General features: G+C 69.4%; 15 protein-coding genes and 1 tRNA gene. 12 read left to right on the forward strand and 4 right to left on the reverse strand.

The features are described 5' to 3' along the window. Positions 1–12 precede the first annotated feature (12 nt). A complete protein-coding gene (locus tag ACX80J_RS04140; RefSeq protein WP_459346899.1) occupies positions 13–699 on the reverse strand; it encodes a FadR/GntR family transcriptional regulator in 687 nt (228 codons plus the stop codon). 103 nt (positions 700–802) lie between these two features. Here ACX80J_RS04140 and ACX80J_RS04145 point away from each other — a divergent pair, with 103 nt between their 5' ends. From ACX80J_RS04145 to ACX80J_RS04175, 7 genes are all read left to right on the forward strand, one after another. Next, positions 803–2086 carry an alpha-hydroxy acid oxidase gene (locus ACX80J_RS04145; protein WP_459346900.1) on the forward strand — a complete coding sequence of 428 codons (1284 nt, stop codon included), beginning with the start codon at positions 803–805 and terminating at the stop codon, positions 2084–2086. 202 nt (positions 2087–2288) lie between these two features. Further along, positions 2289–2603: a hypothetical protein gene (locus ACX80J_RS04150; RefSeq protein ID WP_459345379.1), complete on the forward strand. Its 315-nt coding sequence runs from the start codon at positions 2289–2291 to the stop codon at positions 2601–2603. 153 nt (positions 2604–2756) lie between these two features. After that, complete coding sequence (locus ACX80J_RS04155) at positions 2757–3179, forward strand: DUF2243 domain-containing protein (RefSeq protein ID WP_459345435.1); 423 nt, start codon at positions 2757–2759, stop codon at positions 3177–3179. Continuing rightward, positions 3172–4005, forward strand: a complete 834-nt coding sequence (locus tag ACX80J_RS04160; RefSeq protein WP_459346901.1) for a cytochrome c oxidase assembly protein — start codon at positions 3172–3174, stop codon at positions 4003–4005. The genes ACX80J_RS04155 and ACX80J_RS04160 overlap by 8 nt, the downstream gene beginning before the upstream one ends. 60 nt (positions 4006–4065) lie before the next feature. Further along, positions 4066–4512: a hypothetical protein gene (locus ACX80J_RS04165; RefSeq protein ID WP_459346902.1), complete on the forward strand. Its 447-nt coding sequence runs from the start codon at positions 4066–4068 to the stop codon at positions 4510–4512. Positions 4513–4590: 78 nt separating this feature from the next. Next, on the forward strand, positions 4591–5916 hold the full coding sequence (locus ACX80J_RS04170; RefSeq protein ID WP_459346903.1) for an alpha-amylase family glycosyl hydrolase: 1326 nt from the start codon (positions 4591–4593) through the stop codon (positions 5914–5916). A 96-nt stretch (positions 5917–6012) separates the two neighbouring features. Then, positions 6013–6279, forward strand: a complete 267-nt coding sequence (locus ACX80J_RS04175) for a hypothetical protein (protein WP_459346904.1) — start codon at positions 6013–6015, stop codon at positions 6277–6279. Between the two features lie 70 nt (positions 6280–6349). Here ACX80J_RS04175 and ACX80J_RS04180 read toward each other — a convergent pair. After that, a tRNA-Ala gene (locus tag ACX80J_RS04180) sits at positions 6350–6422 on the reverse strand. 113 nt (positions 6423–6535) lie between these two features. Between ACX80J_RS04180 and ACX80J_RS04185 the strand changes: the two genes are divergently transcribed. The 4 genes from ACX80J_RS04185 (at position 6536) to ACX80J_RS04200 (ending at position 11598) form a co-directional block, all read left to right on the forward strand. Continuing rightward, a complete protein-coding gene (locus ACX80J_RS04185; RefSeq protein ID WP_459346905.1) occupies positions 6536–8101 on the forward strand; it encodes a DHA2 family efflux MFS transporter permease subunit in 1566 nt (521 codons plus the stop codon). Positions 8102–8137: 36 nt separating this feature from the next. Beyond that, positions 8138–9610 (forward strand): S10 family peptidase, encoded by a 1473-nt coding sequence (locus tag ACX80J_RS04190; RefSeq protein WP_459346906.1) that lies wholly within the window; start codon positions 8138–8140, stop codon positions 9608–9610. Between the two features lie 63 nt (positions 9611–9673). Beyond that, on the forward strand, positions 9674–9796 hold the full coding sequence (locus ACX80J_RS04195) for a hypothetical protein (protein ID WP_459345386.1): 123 nt from the start codon (positions 9674–9676) through the stop codon (positions 9794–9796). Between the two features lie 26 nt (positions 9797–9822). Continuing rightward, positions 9823–11598 (forward strand): glycoside hydrolase family 15 protein, encoded by a 1776-nt coding sequence (locus tag ACX80J_RS04200; RefSeq protein ID WP_459345387.1) that lies wholly within the window; start codon positions 9823–9825, stop codon positions 11596–11598. Between the two features lie 3 nt (positions 11599–11601). Here the strand turns inward: ACX80J_RS04200 and ACX80J_RS04205 are convergent, their stop codons facing one another. Further along, on the reverse strand, positions 11602–12102 hold the full coding sequence (locus ACX80J_RS04205; RefSeq protein ID WP_459345388.1) for a DUF456 domain-containing protein: 501 nt from the start codon (positions 12100–12102) through the stop codon (positions 11602–11604). Positions 12103–12229: 127 nt separating this feature from the next. Here ACX80J_RS04205 and ACX80J_RS04210 point away from each other — a divergent pair, with 127 nt between their 5' ends. After that, positions 12230–13264: a Yip1 family protein gene (locus ACX80J_RS04210; protein ID WP_459346907.1), complete on the forward strand. Its 1035-nt coding sequence runs from the start codon at positions 12230–12232 to the stop codon at positions 13262–13264. A gap of 78 nt (positions 13265–13342) precedes the next feature. Here ACX80J_RS04210 and ACX80J_RS04215 read toward each other — a convergent pair whose 3' ends face one another. Continuing rightward, positions 13343–14260: an SDR family oxidoreductase gene (locus ACX80J_RS04215; protein WP_459346908.1), complete on the reverse strand. Its 918-nt coding sequence runs from the start codon at positions 14258–14260 to the stop codon at positions 13343–13345. Positions 14261–14511: the final 251 nt, after the last annotated feature.

Raw genomic sequence — 14511 nt, forward strand, 5'->3', positions numbered from 1 at the left:
AACAACCGGACCTCACGCGGAGATCCCCGACTCGCGGTAGAAACCTTCGATATGATCCTGCACCAGGTCCGCAGCCCTGCCCCCGTCACCGGTCAGCACGGCGTCGAGGATCGCGCGGTGCTCCCGCCGGAGCCTCTCCGACGTCGCCGTCCAGTCCGGAAGTCCTGCGGTCAGCCGCCGCGTGTAGTCCTCGATGGACCCGCGCAGCGATCCCATCATGGCTCCCACCAGCACGTTCCCGGCCGCCTCCGCGAGCGCGACGTGGAAGAGCGCGTCGCGCTCCAGGAATCCTGCCGGGCCGTCGTCGTGCTCGTCCATCTCGTCGAGGAGCCGGGCCGCCCCCTCGAGGGACGGCGAGTCCGGCGACGCGTGGGCTGCCGCCCACGTCTCCAGCAGAAGGCGCGTCTCCACGACGTCCCGAACGGGCAGGGAGGTGCTTGCCACGTGCAGCCGGAGCGCGGAGCCGAGGGCAAGTGCGGGGTTCCCCGTGACGACCGTGCCCGCCAGTGGCCCGGACCCGACACCGGCGCGGACGACGCCGAGGGCCTCCAGTACCCGTGTGCCCTCGCGCACCGAGGCCCGGGAGATCCTCAGTTGCTCCGCCATGGTGCGCTCGCCGGGCAGCCGGGACCCGATGGCGAGCCGCCCTGCGGCGAGTTCCTGCTCGAGCCATGCCGAGACCACCTGGTGATTGCGCATGCGGCCAGCATAGCTTGTGTGGTCCGACCACAGGCCGTAGGATCTGTGGCCAGACCACGGTTCCGCTCCCGCGATCCCGGCCGACGACGAGCAAAGGCACCCCATGCACCCATCCTCCAGCGCACCCGTTCCTCCGGCCCTTCGGCGCCGGGTCCCTCGGGTCGCGGACCTGGCACCCCTGATGCAGTTCAAGAAGCCCGAGATCGGTGCGGCAGCCCGGCTCCGGCGGGCCAACACCGTCTGGGACCTGCGCGACGTGGCCAAGCGGCGGACACCCACGGCACCCTTCGACTACACCGATGGTGCCGCCGAGGCCGAGATCTCGCTCCGCCGCGCGCGGGAGGCCTTCCTCGACCTCGAGTTCCGGCCGGGCATCCTCCGCAACGTGCAGACCGTCAGCACCGTCACGCCGATCCTGGGGAAGGATTCGGCCCTGCCGTTCGGCATCGCGCCCACCGGTTTCACGCGCATGATGCAGTCGGAGGGCGAGTACGCCGGCTCGCGGGCGGCGGAAGCGGCAGGCATCCCCTATACGCTCTCCACCATGGGCACGGCTTCCATCGAGGATGTGGCGGAGGCCGCGCCGAACGGGCGCAACTGGTTCCAGCTCTACCTGTGGACGGACCGGGACCGCTCGATGGAGCTCATCGCCCGGGCGGCCGCGGCCGGGAACGACACCCTCATGGTCACCGTCGACACCGCGGTGGCCGGCGCCCGGCTCCGCGACGTCCGCAACGGCATGACCATCCCGCCGGCACTGACCCTGAAGACCGTGCTCGACGCCTCGTACCGCCCGGCCTGGTGGTTCAACTTCCTGACCCACGAGCCGCTCTCGTTCGCCTCGCTCTCACGCTACTCAGGGACCGTGGCCGACCTCATCAACTCGATGTTCGATCCGACGCTCACCTTCGAGGACCTGGACTGGCTGCGCGGCGTCTGGAAGGGGAACCTCGTGGTCAAGGGGATCCAGACGCTCGACGACGCGAAGAAGGCCGTGGACCACGGAGCGGACGGCATCATCCTGTCCAACCACGGCGGACGCCAGCTCGACCGGGCACCCGTCCCGCTGCACCTGCTGCCACGCGTCGCAGCCGAGCTCAAGGGCAAGACCGACATCATCCTGGACACGGGCATCATGAGCGGTGGCGACGTCGTGGTCGCCCTGGCCCTCGGAGCGGACTTCACGCTGATCGGCCGCGCCTACCTCTACGGGCTGATGGCCGGCGGACGCCAGGGCGTGGACCGCACCATCGAGATCCTCGGCACGGAGACAGCGCGCACCCTGCAGCTGCTCGGCGTGAACCGCATCGCGGACCTCACCCCGGACCACGTCCGGCTGCTCGGCGACGCGACGGGGGACGTGCGCGAAGGCGCCGTGACGCGCTGACGCGGGGCGGCGCGGCGCGGTCGGTCTGCACCTTCGGATCCGGCGGTTCCGACCGTCCTGGATCCGCCACGTCTCATTCTGATGACGGACGCCGGGATAGCCCCGGACGAGGTCTAGTATTTCTCCAGTGGGCCTGCCTGGGGCGGGTCCGAACATAAGTCTGGGGAGACGAAATATGGGACGTGGGCGGAAGCATTTTCCGTTGCGTTACAGGCGTGCGCGGTCACTGCTCTACGTGGTCGGCCTGTTCTGGTTGTGGCTGTGGCTCGGCAGCGCCGCATGGATGGAGAGTCTCTACTCCTCACCGCTGCACGCGCTGCTCGCGATGTACGGGCTGGCCGTCGTCGTGCTGGTATCGATCCCTGCCGCGCTGCTCGCAGGAATCCAGATGGCCCTCATCCGTGCTCGCCCCGCCACTGCGGGTGCCTCCAGCGCGGTCGTCGTGAAACTCCCGGCCGCGCCGCAGCAGCCACCGCTCCAGCCCGCCCACTGGTGGTACGGCGAGAAGGTCTCCTGACCACCTCCCGGTGCACCGGGAAAATGCTGGACGGTCCGAGCACGCGGCTGGCACGCTGGACAGGGTCCGCACCCTCCGACGACGGGGACCGTCATCGCTTCGTCCACCCAGCCGCCCGCGCAGCCCGCTGTCGCCCTCCAGCGCCGCAACGTCCTGGTCGGCGTCCTCTTCGGGTGCGGGGTCATCGCGTTCATCGACGAGGCCGTCTTCCACCAGCTCCTCCACTGGCACCACTTCTACGACAGGTCCACGCCCGCGGCCGGCCTCGTGTCCGACGGCGTCTTCCATGCCGTCAGCTGGTTCGCTACGGTCGCATCCCTCTTCCTCTTCGCCGATCTGCGACGGCGAGGCGCCCTCCAGGCCCGGCGCTGGCTGGGTGGCATCCTCGTGGGCATCGGCGGCTTCCAGCTGTTCGACGGCCTGGTCCAGCACAAGCTCCTCGACCTGCACGAGGTCCGGTACGGCGTGGACCTGCTCCCCTACGATCTGGTGTGGAACGGTGCGGCCCTCGCGTTCCTGCTCGCGGGGATCTCGGTACTGCTCGCGGCACGGCGCGCGGAGACCCGCCGTGGCTGAACACCCGGGCCCGGGGCACCCGGCGCAGCTTTCCGAGGGCATCGACGGCTTCCTCCTGGACACCGGGATTCTGCTCGTCTGGCTGGGACTCGCCATGCTGTACCTCCTCGCGGACCGTGGAGCGGTCCTGCGGGGGCGGACCGGATGGCCGGTCCGCCGAACCGCGGCCTGGCTGGCCGGGGCCGGCCTGGGGTTCACCGCGACCGGGCCGCTCGCACAGGCTGCCGCCGTCAGCTTCACCGCGCATACCGCGGTCCACCTCGTCCTCGGCATGCTCGTCCCGCTGCTGCTCGTGCTGGGAGCTCCCGCGACGCTGTTCCTCCGCGCCGTCCCCGCGTCCGTCGGGCGCCGTTCCAGCCGGCTCGCCCGTGCGATGCCGGTGCGGGTCGGCACGCATCCGGTGGCTGCGACGCTGCTCACCACGGTCCCCCTGGTGCTCCTGTACCGGGACGGCTCCGCCCTCGGACTGGCCCATCATCCGGTGCTCGGGCCGCTGCTCCACCTCCACTTCCTCGTGTCGGGCGTCCTCTTCACCTACGCCGTCGTCGGCGTGGACCCGAACCCCCACCGGGCCCCAGCCGGGCTGAGGGGCAGTGCGATCGTCGTCGGCATCGCGGTCCACGGGATGGTGTCGAAGCAGCTCTACTCCGTCGCGGGCCAGGGCGCCGTGCCACCCGACGCGGAGCAGGCGGCGTACCTCATGTACTACGGCGGGGACGCCGTCCACGGAATGCTCCTCGTGGCATTCTGCGCCCAGGTCTACCGGGCGGCAGGACGGCGGTCCGGCCACCGTCGAGTGGACAGCAGTATGTCAGCCCGCATATAACTAGTTTGTATAACTAGTTGACAGTATGGTTCGTATTCTTGATCGAAAGGTAAGAGAGCCATGACGCAGACAGTCAGTGCTATCGGCGCTATCAGCGCTATCGGCGCAGGAGATACGGCACTAGGAGCCCCCCTCCACTGCGGCGAGCCCATGACCCTGCGGGAGACCTCCTACGTGGGGTCCTCCTACGGCATGATTCCGCAGCCCTCCGCCGGGTTCGACGTCGAACTCGTCTGGGCCTGCTCGTGCGGCTTCCAGCTCTCGCACGAGGAGCCGGCCGAACTCGCGCACCCCCTGTCCCCTGCCCTGCGCCGCGTCGCGGCGGCCGCGGCGGACCTCGAGTCGATCCAGTGGCGCCTCGACCAGCTCACCGACGAACTCGAGACCGCCGTGGTCGAGGCAGCAGACGCAGGCGCCGCGATCGTCGACATCGCCGAGGCCGCGCAGATGGAGCCCGTCGAGGTGCAGCAGCTCGCCTCGGGAGGACGCCTCCTCGACGCAGGCTAGGCAGCACGCCGCCCGTGGCCGGGCCGGCCGCAGCCCTGTCCGCGGGCCGGGTCAGGATCTACGGAAAGGGCACACCCCATGAGCGAACCCGCCTGGGTCCAGCACGCCATCTGGTGGCACGTCTATCCCCTCGGGTTCGTCGGGGCGGAGAAGGCCGCGACGGCGGAGCCTGCAAGCAGGCACCGGCTCCTGGACCTGGTGCCATGGCTCGACTACGCCGTCGAACTGGGAGCGTCCGGCCTCGCCCTCGGTCCCGTGTTCGCGTCGGAGACGCACGGCTACGACACTACCGACTACTTCCGAATTGATGCCCGCCTCGGGGCGTCGGAGGACTTCGACACCCTTGTGCGCGAGGCGCACCGGCGCGGACTCCGGATCCTGCTCGACGGCGTCTTCAACCACACCGGGCGTTCGTTCGCCCCGTTCCACGACGTGCTCACGGACGGTCCGGGAGCGGTGACCGCCTCCTGGTTCACGCTGGACTGGCCCGACGGCGCAGCCCCCGGCACCGAACCGGGATACCGGGACTTCGAAGGCCACCACCACCTCGTGGCGCTGAACCACCGCGAACCGGCCGTCGCGGACTTCGTCGTCGACGTGATGGAGCACTGGCTCCGGCGGGGTGCGGACGGCTGGCGGCTCGACGCGGCCTACGCCGTCCCGGCGCGGTTCTGGGCCTCGGTGACCGGCCGCGTCCGCGCGTCCCACCCCGACGCCTACTTCGTCGGGGAGTACATCCATGGCGACTACGCCTCCGAGGTCCGGGACGGCGGCCTCGATTCCGCAACCCAGTACGAACTGTGGAAAGCCGTGTGGAGCTCGCTCAACGACGCCAACCTCTTCGAGCTCGCCGCCGCGCTGGAGCGGCACAACGCACTGCTCGCGTCCTTCGCACCGCTCACGTTCCTCGGCAACCACGACGTCACGCGGATCGCCAGCAGGCTCACCGACCCCGCCCTGCTGCCCCACGCCGTCGCCGTCCTCCTCACCGTGGGCGGCACGCCGTCCGTCTACTACGGCGACGAGCAGGGCTACCGCGGCATCAAGGAGGACCGGGCAGGGGGCGATGACGACGTCCGGCCGCTCTTCCCGCCCGCACCCGGAAGCCTCTCCCCCGTCGGGCGGCCCGTCTTCGACGTGCACCAGGAGCTCATCGGCGTCCGGCGCCGCCACCCCTGGCTGCACCGCGCGAGGACCCAGATACTGCAGCTGTCCAACGAGGTGCTCGCGTACCGCGTCGCGGCCGAGGGGCCGGATGCCCTCGTGGTCGCGCTGAACCTCTCCTCCGACGCCCAGCCGGTCCCGGCTACCGGGGCGCTGTCCGTACTCGCCGGACAGGCAGCCCTCGACGCACCCTCCGGCAGGGCGACCCTGCCGCCCCGGGCCTGGGCCGTCCTCGGCTGAGGCTGAGACCTGCGCTGCCGTTCCGGAACCCGAGCCGACGTCGGCGCGGGAACCGGGGATAATGGGAGTCCACGCCGCACTGCAGAGGAGGGCCGCATGAGTCCGGATGACCAGCCCCGGAACCCCGATACGGTCGATTTCACGGCCTGGCCCCGGCCTGTCCCGCAGCAGGTGCTCAACGGCCTCAAGAAGCTCCTGCTGGTGACGGCCCTCCTCGTGGGCTTCCACCAGCTCGTCCCCTCGACCACCCTCGGATCCTCTCTGAGCAGCACCTTCACCCTCCTGGTGGTGATGTCCTGGCTCGGACCCCTGGCCCGGATCCTGGCGGCACGGCCCTGGGCGCGGAAGGCCGCCGAGGAATAGGCCGGCCTTCACGATCAGCCTGCAACGGAAGAGGCGAGGCTCCTGCAGGAGCCTCGCCTCTTCCGAACCGTGGAGCTTAGGGGAATCGAACCCCTGACCTTTTCATTGCGAACGAAACGCTCTACCAACTGAGCTAAAGCCCCGGATACCACTTCCGAACACCAACACTGTACCCAAGAGGGCGGCGTTAGCCCAAAGCGGCGCACGAACGGGCACGGCCTCCGGAGTGTCGGCCCGTGGGAGTAGCCTTTGCACCATGTCCAGCAATCCCTCCCAGGCGGCGCCTGCCCCGCTCCAGGACGACGTCCGGCCCTGGCCGGCGCTGTGGTCACTCGTCATCGGGTTCTTCATGATCCTCGTCGATTCGACCATCGTGTCCGTCGCCACGCCCGCCATCATGGAGGGGCTCGGCGCAGGCATCGACAGCGTCATCTGGGTGACGAGTGCCTACCTGCTGGCCTACGCCGTCCCGCTGCTCGTCACGGGCAGGCTCGGGGACCGTTTCGGACCGAAACGGGTCTACCTCGTGGGCCTCGTGGTCTTCACACTCTCCAGCGCGTGGTGCGGACTGTCGGGGACCGTGGAGGTCCTCATCATCGCCCGCGTCCTGCAGGGCCTGGGCGCCGCGCTCATGACCCCGCAGACGATGTCCGTCATCACGCGGATCTTCCCGCCCGAGCGCCGCGGCGCGGCCATGGGACTCTGGGGGTCCGTGGCCGGTGTGGCGACACTCGTCGGGCCCGTCCTCGGCGGGGTGCTCGTCGACTCCGCCGGCTGGGAATGGATCTTCTTCATCAATGTCCCCGTGGGCGTGGTGGGTTTCCTCCTCGCCGCACGCCTCGTTCCCACCCTCCCGACGACGTCGCACCGTTTCGACATGCTCGGGGTGTTCCTCAGCGCGGCCGGCCTCTTCTGCCTCGTCTTCGGCATCCAGGAGGGCGAGAGCTACGACTGGGGCACCATCGCAGGTCCGCTCTCCGTGTGGTCGCTCATCATCACCGGCATCGTCCTGCTCGTCGCCTTCGTCGCCTGGCAGAGGTTCAACCGCGGAGAGCCGCTGGTTCCCCTCAAGCTGTTCCGCGACCGCAACTTCTCCCTCGCCAACACGTCCATCACGGCGATGGGCTTCTCGGTCACCACCATGTCGCTGCCGCTCATGCTCTACGCGCAGACGGTGCGGGGCCTCTCGCCCACGCAGGCGGCCCTCCTGCTGACCCCGATGGCCGTCATCTCGGGGGTCCTCGCCCCGTTCATGGGCAAGTACGTGCAGCGCAGCAATCCGAAGTACATCGCCATCGCCGGCTTCGCCGGGATGTCCGCGGCGCTCTTCTGGATGGGCTCGATCCTCACGGCGGACGTCCCCATCTGGCAGCTCCTGCTCCCCATCTCCCTGCTCGGCTTCTCGAGCGCCGGGATCTGGGCGCCGGTGTCCCTGACCGCCACGCGCAACCTCGCGCCCTCCCTCGCCGGAGCGGGTTCCGGCGTGTACAACACGACTCGCCAGATGGGCGCGGTCCTCGGCAGTGCCGCCGTCGCAGCCGTGATGCAGTCCCGCCTGATGGCCAATCTCGGAGGTGGGGGCATCAGTGCGACCCCCGGGACGGCCCTTCCCGAGGAGGCGAAGGCGGGGTACGCCCTCTCCATGGGGCAGTCGCTCTACCTGCCCGCTCTCGTGATCATCGTCGGCTTCGCGGCCGCCCTGTTCTTCGCGCGGCCTCAGCAGAACCGCGCGTGGGAGCGCGACGCCGGTGCCGCCCACGGTCCCGGCGCCCATCCGGCACCGTCCGGCCGGCAGCGGGAAGCGACGGCTGCCGACACCTGAGCTGTTGCCTCGGGGAACTACCGGTAGTCTTCTCGCATGGCTGATGAGACGAAGGACACCGAGAAGGATCCAGGCACCCCGGAGGCGAAGGAGGTGTCGGACGATTTCGCCGTCCGGGAGCACACCTCCCCCTCGGGCCTGAGATACACGACGACGACCGGACGTCTCGTGCTGCGGCGCGAGGAGACGAAGGACGGCAAGGCGGACGGCTTCAAGCCGAAGGCCGAGATCTTCGTCGTCGCCTACACGAAGCACGATCCCGAGCCCGGCCGGCCGGTGACCTTCGCCTTCAACGGTGGCCCGGGCTCCGCGTCCGTGTGGCTCCACCTGGGCCTGCTGGGGCCGCGCATCGTGGACTCCGGCGACGTCGGGACCATGACACCGGCGCCCTTCGGACTCGTCGACAACCCCGACAGCCTGCTCGAGTCGAGCGACCTCGTCCTGATCGATCCGGTGAACACCGGATTCTCCCGTGTGGTCGAGGGTGAGAAGGCGGACGAGTTCCACGCGTTCGTGGAGGATCGGGACCTCGTGGCGGAGGTCGTCCGGCTCTGGACGACGCGCAACAACCGCTGGCTCTCCCCCAAGTACCTCGTCGGGGAGTCCTACGGGACCCTGCGGGCCGTGGCGGTAGCCGGGCGGCTCTTCGACGCGTACGGCATGGCGATCAACGGTCTGGGCCTCATCTCGACGGTGCTCAACATGTCCACCCTGCGGTTCTTCCCCGGGAGCGACCTCCCCTACGCGCTGCACCTGCCCACCTACGCCGCCATCGCGCACTACCACGGCCGGCACGGCGACCGGGAGCTCTCCGACGTGGTCCGCGAGGCAGAGGAGTACGCGGCCCGGGACTTCGGCTACGCCCTGACGCAGGGCACGCGGCTGACGCCGGAGGAGTACGACGAGGCCGTCGCGCGCCTGCACGCCATCACCACCCTCGACGAGGGCTTCATCCGCCGCACGAACCTCCGCTGGGCGTACCACGAGTTCGCCGCGGAGCTCCTGCGGTCTGAGGGCCTGTCCGTCGGCCGCATCGACGGGCGGTTCACCGCACGGCCCGAGAACCTGCAGTCGTCCGACTCCTTCGACGACCCGAGCATGCGGGCCATCACGGGGCCCTACTCGGCCGCCATGAACCACTACGTCCGGGCCGAGCTCGGCTACGAGAACGACCTCCCCTACGAGATCCTGACCGCCCGCGTGCAGCCCTGGAGCTACAGGACCTTCGAGGGTGCGCCCGTGGACGTCTCGGGCGTCCTCGAGCGGCTCCTCGCCCACAACCCCACGCTGCGGGTCCACGTGGACTACGGCTACCACGACGGCGCGACGCCGCACTTCGCCGCCGAGTATGTGTGGGCCCACATGAACCTCGACGAGGCCGCGCGCGCCCGGTTCACCCACCACTACCACGAGGCCGGGCACATGATGTACCTCAACCCCGTAGCACGGGATGCCCAGCTCCGGGCGCTGCGGACCTTCGTCACCGAGGGGCAGACGGGCCAGGGATAGTAAGTAGGATGATGATAACGACCGCGACAGCCGACGCCGGTCACCGATCTTAAGGACATCACCATGCTGAAGAGGATCATCTGGGCCCTGGTGCCCATCGTCGCGTCCCGCGTGCTGAACAAGCGCCGTCCCACCCAGCAGCCGCGGGCCAACAAGACGCGATACAAGGGAACGTACGGCAGGTAGCACCTGCGGGCGGCGCGGAAAGGGGCTTGGTCATCGCACTGCGTGACGAGGACGGCTTCGCCGACATCCGCTCCTACGCCGCGATCGGCGACGGGCGCACCGTAGCCTTGGTGTCGCTCGACGGCTCCATCGACTGGTATCCAACGCCGGACCTCGATTCCACACCGGCCTTCGCCCGCCTGCTCGATGCGGGCGAAGGCTTCCTGGCCCTGGCGCCTACGGCGGAGTTCACGGTGGAACGACGCTACGCGGACGGTTCGAACGTCCTCGAGACGACCTACACCACCGCGACCGGCACTGTCCGCGTCACCGACTCGCTGAACACCGGCGTGGCCGGCAGGCTGCCCTGGGGTGAGCTCGCCCGCCGGGTCGACGGGCTGGCCGGACAGGTGGAGATGGCGTGGAGCGTCACACCGGGCACCTGCTTCGGCTCCGCCTCGCCCTGGCTCGACCACGGGCCGGAGCACCCCGTCCTCCGCATCGATGCGGTCGGTCTCGGTGTCCTCGGCATCGACCACGGCCTGAAGACACCGGAGGGCCGATCGGTCGAGGGAGCCTTCACGACCTCGGCCGGATCGCGGCACCTCGTCGCGGTGGTCTCCACGCATGGCGAGCCGCTGCCGCTCCCCGACCCGCGGACCATCGACGACGGCGTGGACCGCACCATCCGCAACTGGCAGGCCTGGTCGGACAACTTCGCGTACGACGGCGATTACCGGCACGCCGTACTGCGCAGCGCCCTCACCCTGAAACTGCTGCTGCACAGCCCGTCCGGCTCGATCGCGGCCGCCGCGACGACCTCCCTGCCGGAAAGCGCAGCCGGTGGCAAGAACTGGGACTACCGCTATGCGTGGGTGCGGGACACCGCCTACACACTGCATTCCCTGACCCGCGCAGGGCTCCGCGAGGAGGTGCATGCTGCCGCGTCCTGGATGCTCAAGAACCTCCGGTCCCAGGGCTCCGACCTTCAGGTGTTCACCCGCCTGAACGGCAGCGTCCCCGAGGGTACCCGTCGCCCGGACGCCACGGGCTGGCGCAACAATGGTCCCGTGGTCGACGGGAATCCGGCGGCAGGGCAGTTGCAGCTGGGCGTCTTCGGCGACGTGTTCGACATCGTCTGGCAGTACGTCCAGGCCGGTCATGTGCTCGATCCTGCGACCATGCGGCAGCTCGCCGACCTCGCGGACCTCACCTGCGATATCTGGCAGCGCCGCGACGCCGGCATGTGGGAACTGCCGGAGGAACAGCACTACGTCACGTCGAAGCTCGGCTGCTGGAACGCACTGCGCTGCGCCGTGCTGCTCGCGGAGCACGGACAGTTGCAGGGTCCGGTGCAGCGATGGTCCGCGGAGCGCGACCGCATCCGGGACTGGGTGCACGAGCACGGCTGGTCGGAGGAGCGGCAGAGCTACATCTGGTATCCCGGGACCACGGAGCTGGATGCCTCGATCCTCCTGCATGCGATCAGCGGCTTCGACACGGGTCCACGCATGTCGTCCACCATCGACGCCCTGCGCGAGGAACTCGGTGCGGGCCCGCTGCTCTACCGGTACAGCGGCATGCGGGACGAGGAGGCGACCTTCGTGGCCTGCGCCTACTGGGCGGTATCGGCGCTCGTTGCCGTCGGCCGCCGCGACGAGGCGGTGGACCTCATGGAAGAGCTCCTGCCGCTCGCGAACGACGTCGGCATCATGTCGGAGATGATCGAGCCCTCCGACAACTCCTTCATGGGCAACGTCCCCCAGGGACTGAGCCATCTCGCACTGATCGTGGCGGCCCTGTCCATCTCGGGCAAATCCTGAGCGTCACCTCGTCGCGAAGTAGATCCAGACGCCGATGACCCAGGTGGTCCCGGCGAGGCAGGCGAGGCCCAGTTCGGCGAGGATACCGAGCCCCGTCGCCTTCAGCGCGTGCAGGCTCGACGTGAGCGCCGCCCCGGCGTCGCGCTGCCGGACGTACTCGCTGGCGAACAATCCGAGGGCGAACCCGACGAACAGGCCGACGACCGGGATCACGAACATGCCGACGATCCCGGCCAGGACCCCGATGGTCACGGACCTGCCCGGGATGGAACGTCGCCTGAGGGTCCGACCGGTGAGGACGAGGCCGGCGGCGAGACCGGCCCCGGCGAACACCGTGCCGATGGCGAACACCGCCCAGCCTTCGGTGCTCGTCACCGTGAGCGCCCATGCGAGGAGCGACACGATGATCAGGATGCTCCCCGGCAGGACCGGGACCACCACTCCCGCGATACCGACGGCGATCAGCGCCCCGCAGACGACCGTCATGAAAACCTGTAGATCCATGGCCCCAGTCTTGCATCCCGTACGCGGCACGCAGCTGGCACCGACCCGATCGATGAACGCCGTGGAATACTGGAGGAAATACTAAGGCGACTTAGGGAGCCTTCGGGCCCTGACATCAGGAGGACCAATGAGTACACCAGGAACAGGGAACGCGGACGGTGACCGCCGGGCGGGGGCCCGGCGCGCCGACGGTCCCGACAACCCCACGGAACTGATCGACACCGGACGGTCGGGCTCGGGCGCCAGCAGTGCCGGGCCTGCCGGCACCCCTGCAGACGGTCACGGGACCGGCGCGACCCGGGCCGGCGCCCGCGACAGCGGGAGCGACTACGTGCCCGGCGCCTACTCGCCCGAGGACGACACCAGCGGCGACTACGTCCCGGGCATGTACTCGGACAGCACTCCGACCCGCGCGTACACCCCGGCGCCGATCTCGGCGTCGCGCGATGCCTCGTCCCGCACCGAGGACACGACACCCCCGACGCAGGTCGTCCCGGTGACGTCCACCAAGCGGTCCGCCCGCGCCGACGACCGGGGCCGCGAGCGCGACCTGCCCCGTACTGCCACTGCGGGATCCGGGGTGCCGAGCCTCGAGGACCGCAAGCTGCTCCACCGACGCGAGAAGGAGCACTTCGGTGGCATGAAGTTCGGCTCGGCGTTCTTCGGCTGGCTCACTGCGACCGGCATGTTCGTCCTCCTGTCGGCCCTCGTCGGCGCACTGGCCGCGCTCTTCGGAGTCGGCGCCGACCTCTCCCCCGCGGACGTGAGGATCGGATCGGGTGAAGCGCAGACCGCGGGCCTGACGGCCGCCGTGATCTTCGGTGTCATCCTCCTGCTCTCCTACTTCGCCGGCGGGTATGTCGCAGGACGCATGGCGCGTTTCAGCGGCGTGAAGCAGGGCGTCGCGGTCTGGCTCTGGGCCGTCATCGTCGCCGTCGTGCTCGCCATCATCGGCTTCATCGTCGGTAACCAGGCGAACATCACCGATCGGTTCCAGAACCTCGGCGTCCCCTCCGCCCAGGAGCTCACGGGACCCGGACTCATCACCCTGCTCGTGGTCGCCGCCGTCGCACTTCTCGGCGCGATCCTGGGTGGTCTCGCCGGGATGCGCTACCACCGGAAGATCGACCGCGCCGATTTCGACGCCCTCGACGCCGAGTAGCACGCCCACCGGCAGGACCAAACGGAACAGCCCCGGACTCGAGTCCGGGGCTGTTCCGTCGTTCGGATGCTGCGCGGCTCAGGGCGACGGCATCCCGCCGTTGACGTTGAGGGTCTCGCCGATCACGTAGCTGGACTCCGCCGAGGCGAGGAACACGTAGGCCGGTGCGAGCTCGGTGGGCTGGCCGGCGCGGCCGAGCGGGGTGCTCTTGCCGAACTCGGGCAGCGCGTCCTTCGGCTGACCGCCCGAGGGCTGCAGCGGCGTCCAGATGGGACCGGGCGCCACCGCGTTCACGCGGATTCCCTTGGGAGCCAGCTGCTGCCCCAGGCCCTTCGTGAAGTTGTTGATCGCGGCCTTCGTGCTGGCGTAGTCCACGAGAGTGGGCGAGGGCTCGTAGGCCTGGATCGAGGTGCTGTTGATGATCGTCGAACCGGGCCCGAGGTGCTTGAGCGCCTCCTTGGTCACGCGGAAGAACGAGTAGATGTTCGTCTTGTACGTGTGGTCCAGCTGCTCGTCGCTGAGTTCCTCGAGGGACTCCACGGCCACCTGCTTGCCGGCATTGTTGACGAGGATGTCCAGGCCACCGAGTCCCTCGACGGCCTGCTGCACGAGGGACACGCAGTAGTCGGCGTCCTTGAGGTCTCCGGGGAGGCAGACGGCCTTCCGGCCCTCCGCCTCGATGAGGCCCTTGATCACCTGGGCGTCCTCCTCCTCCTCGGGGAGGTAGGACAGGGCGACATCGGCGCCCTCACGTGCGTAGGCGATGGCGACGGCGGCACCAATGCCAGAGTCGGACCCGGTGATGAGCGCCTTGCGGCCCTGCAACCGGCCGGTCCCGCGGTAGGAGGTCTCGCCGCGGTCGGCCTTGATCTCCATGTCGGCGTCGAGTCCGGGCTCCGGCGTGTGCTCGGCCGGGGGCGTGATGCTCTCGAACCGGGTCACCGGATTCTGGAAGGTGTACTGGTCGGTGGATCCTGAGGTGCTGTCGGAGGTCATAGGTGTTCTCCCTGTACAGAATGCGTGTCCTGCGCCGCGTCGGCGCTGTGGGCTTGTCGACTGGCCGCTGAAGCTAAGCCTACTTATCACCCTAGGTGCGTCGGGAAGACCGGACAAGGCCGGCAGGAAGCCCGGACGGGCGGTGGCGCGGGGTGCCGTCGACGCCTACAGGCGCACCGATACCCGCCCGGATGCCGCGGCCCGACGGCGCTCGATCAGAAGACGACCGAGAAGAAACCCGCGCCGACGCT

This window comes from Arthrobacter rhamnosi, from assembly GCF_054510975.1.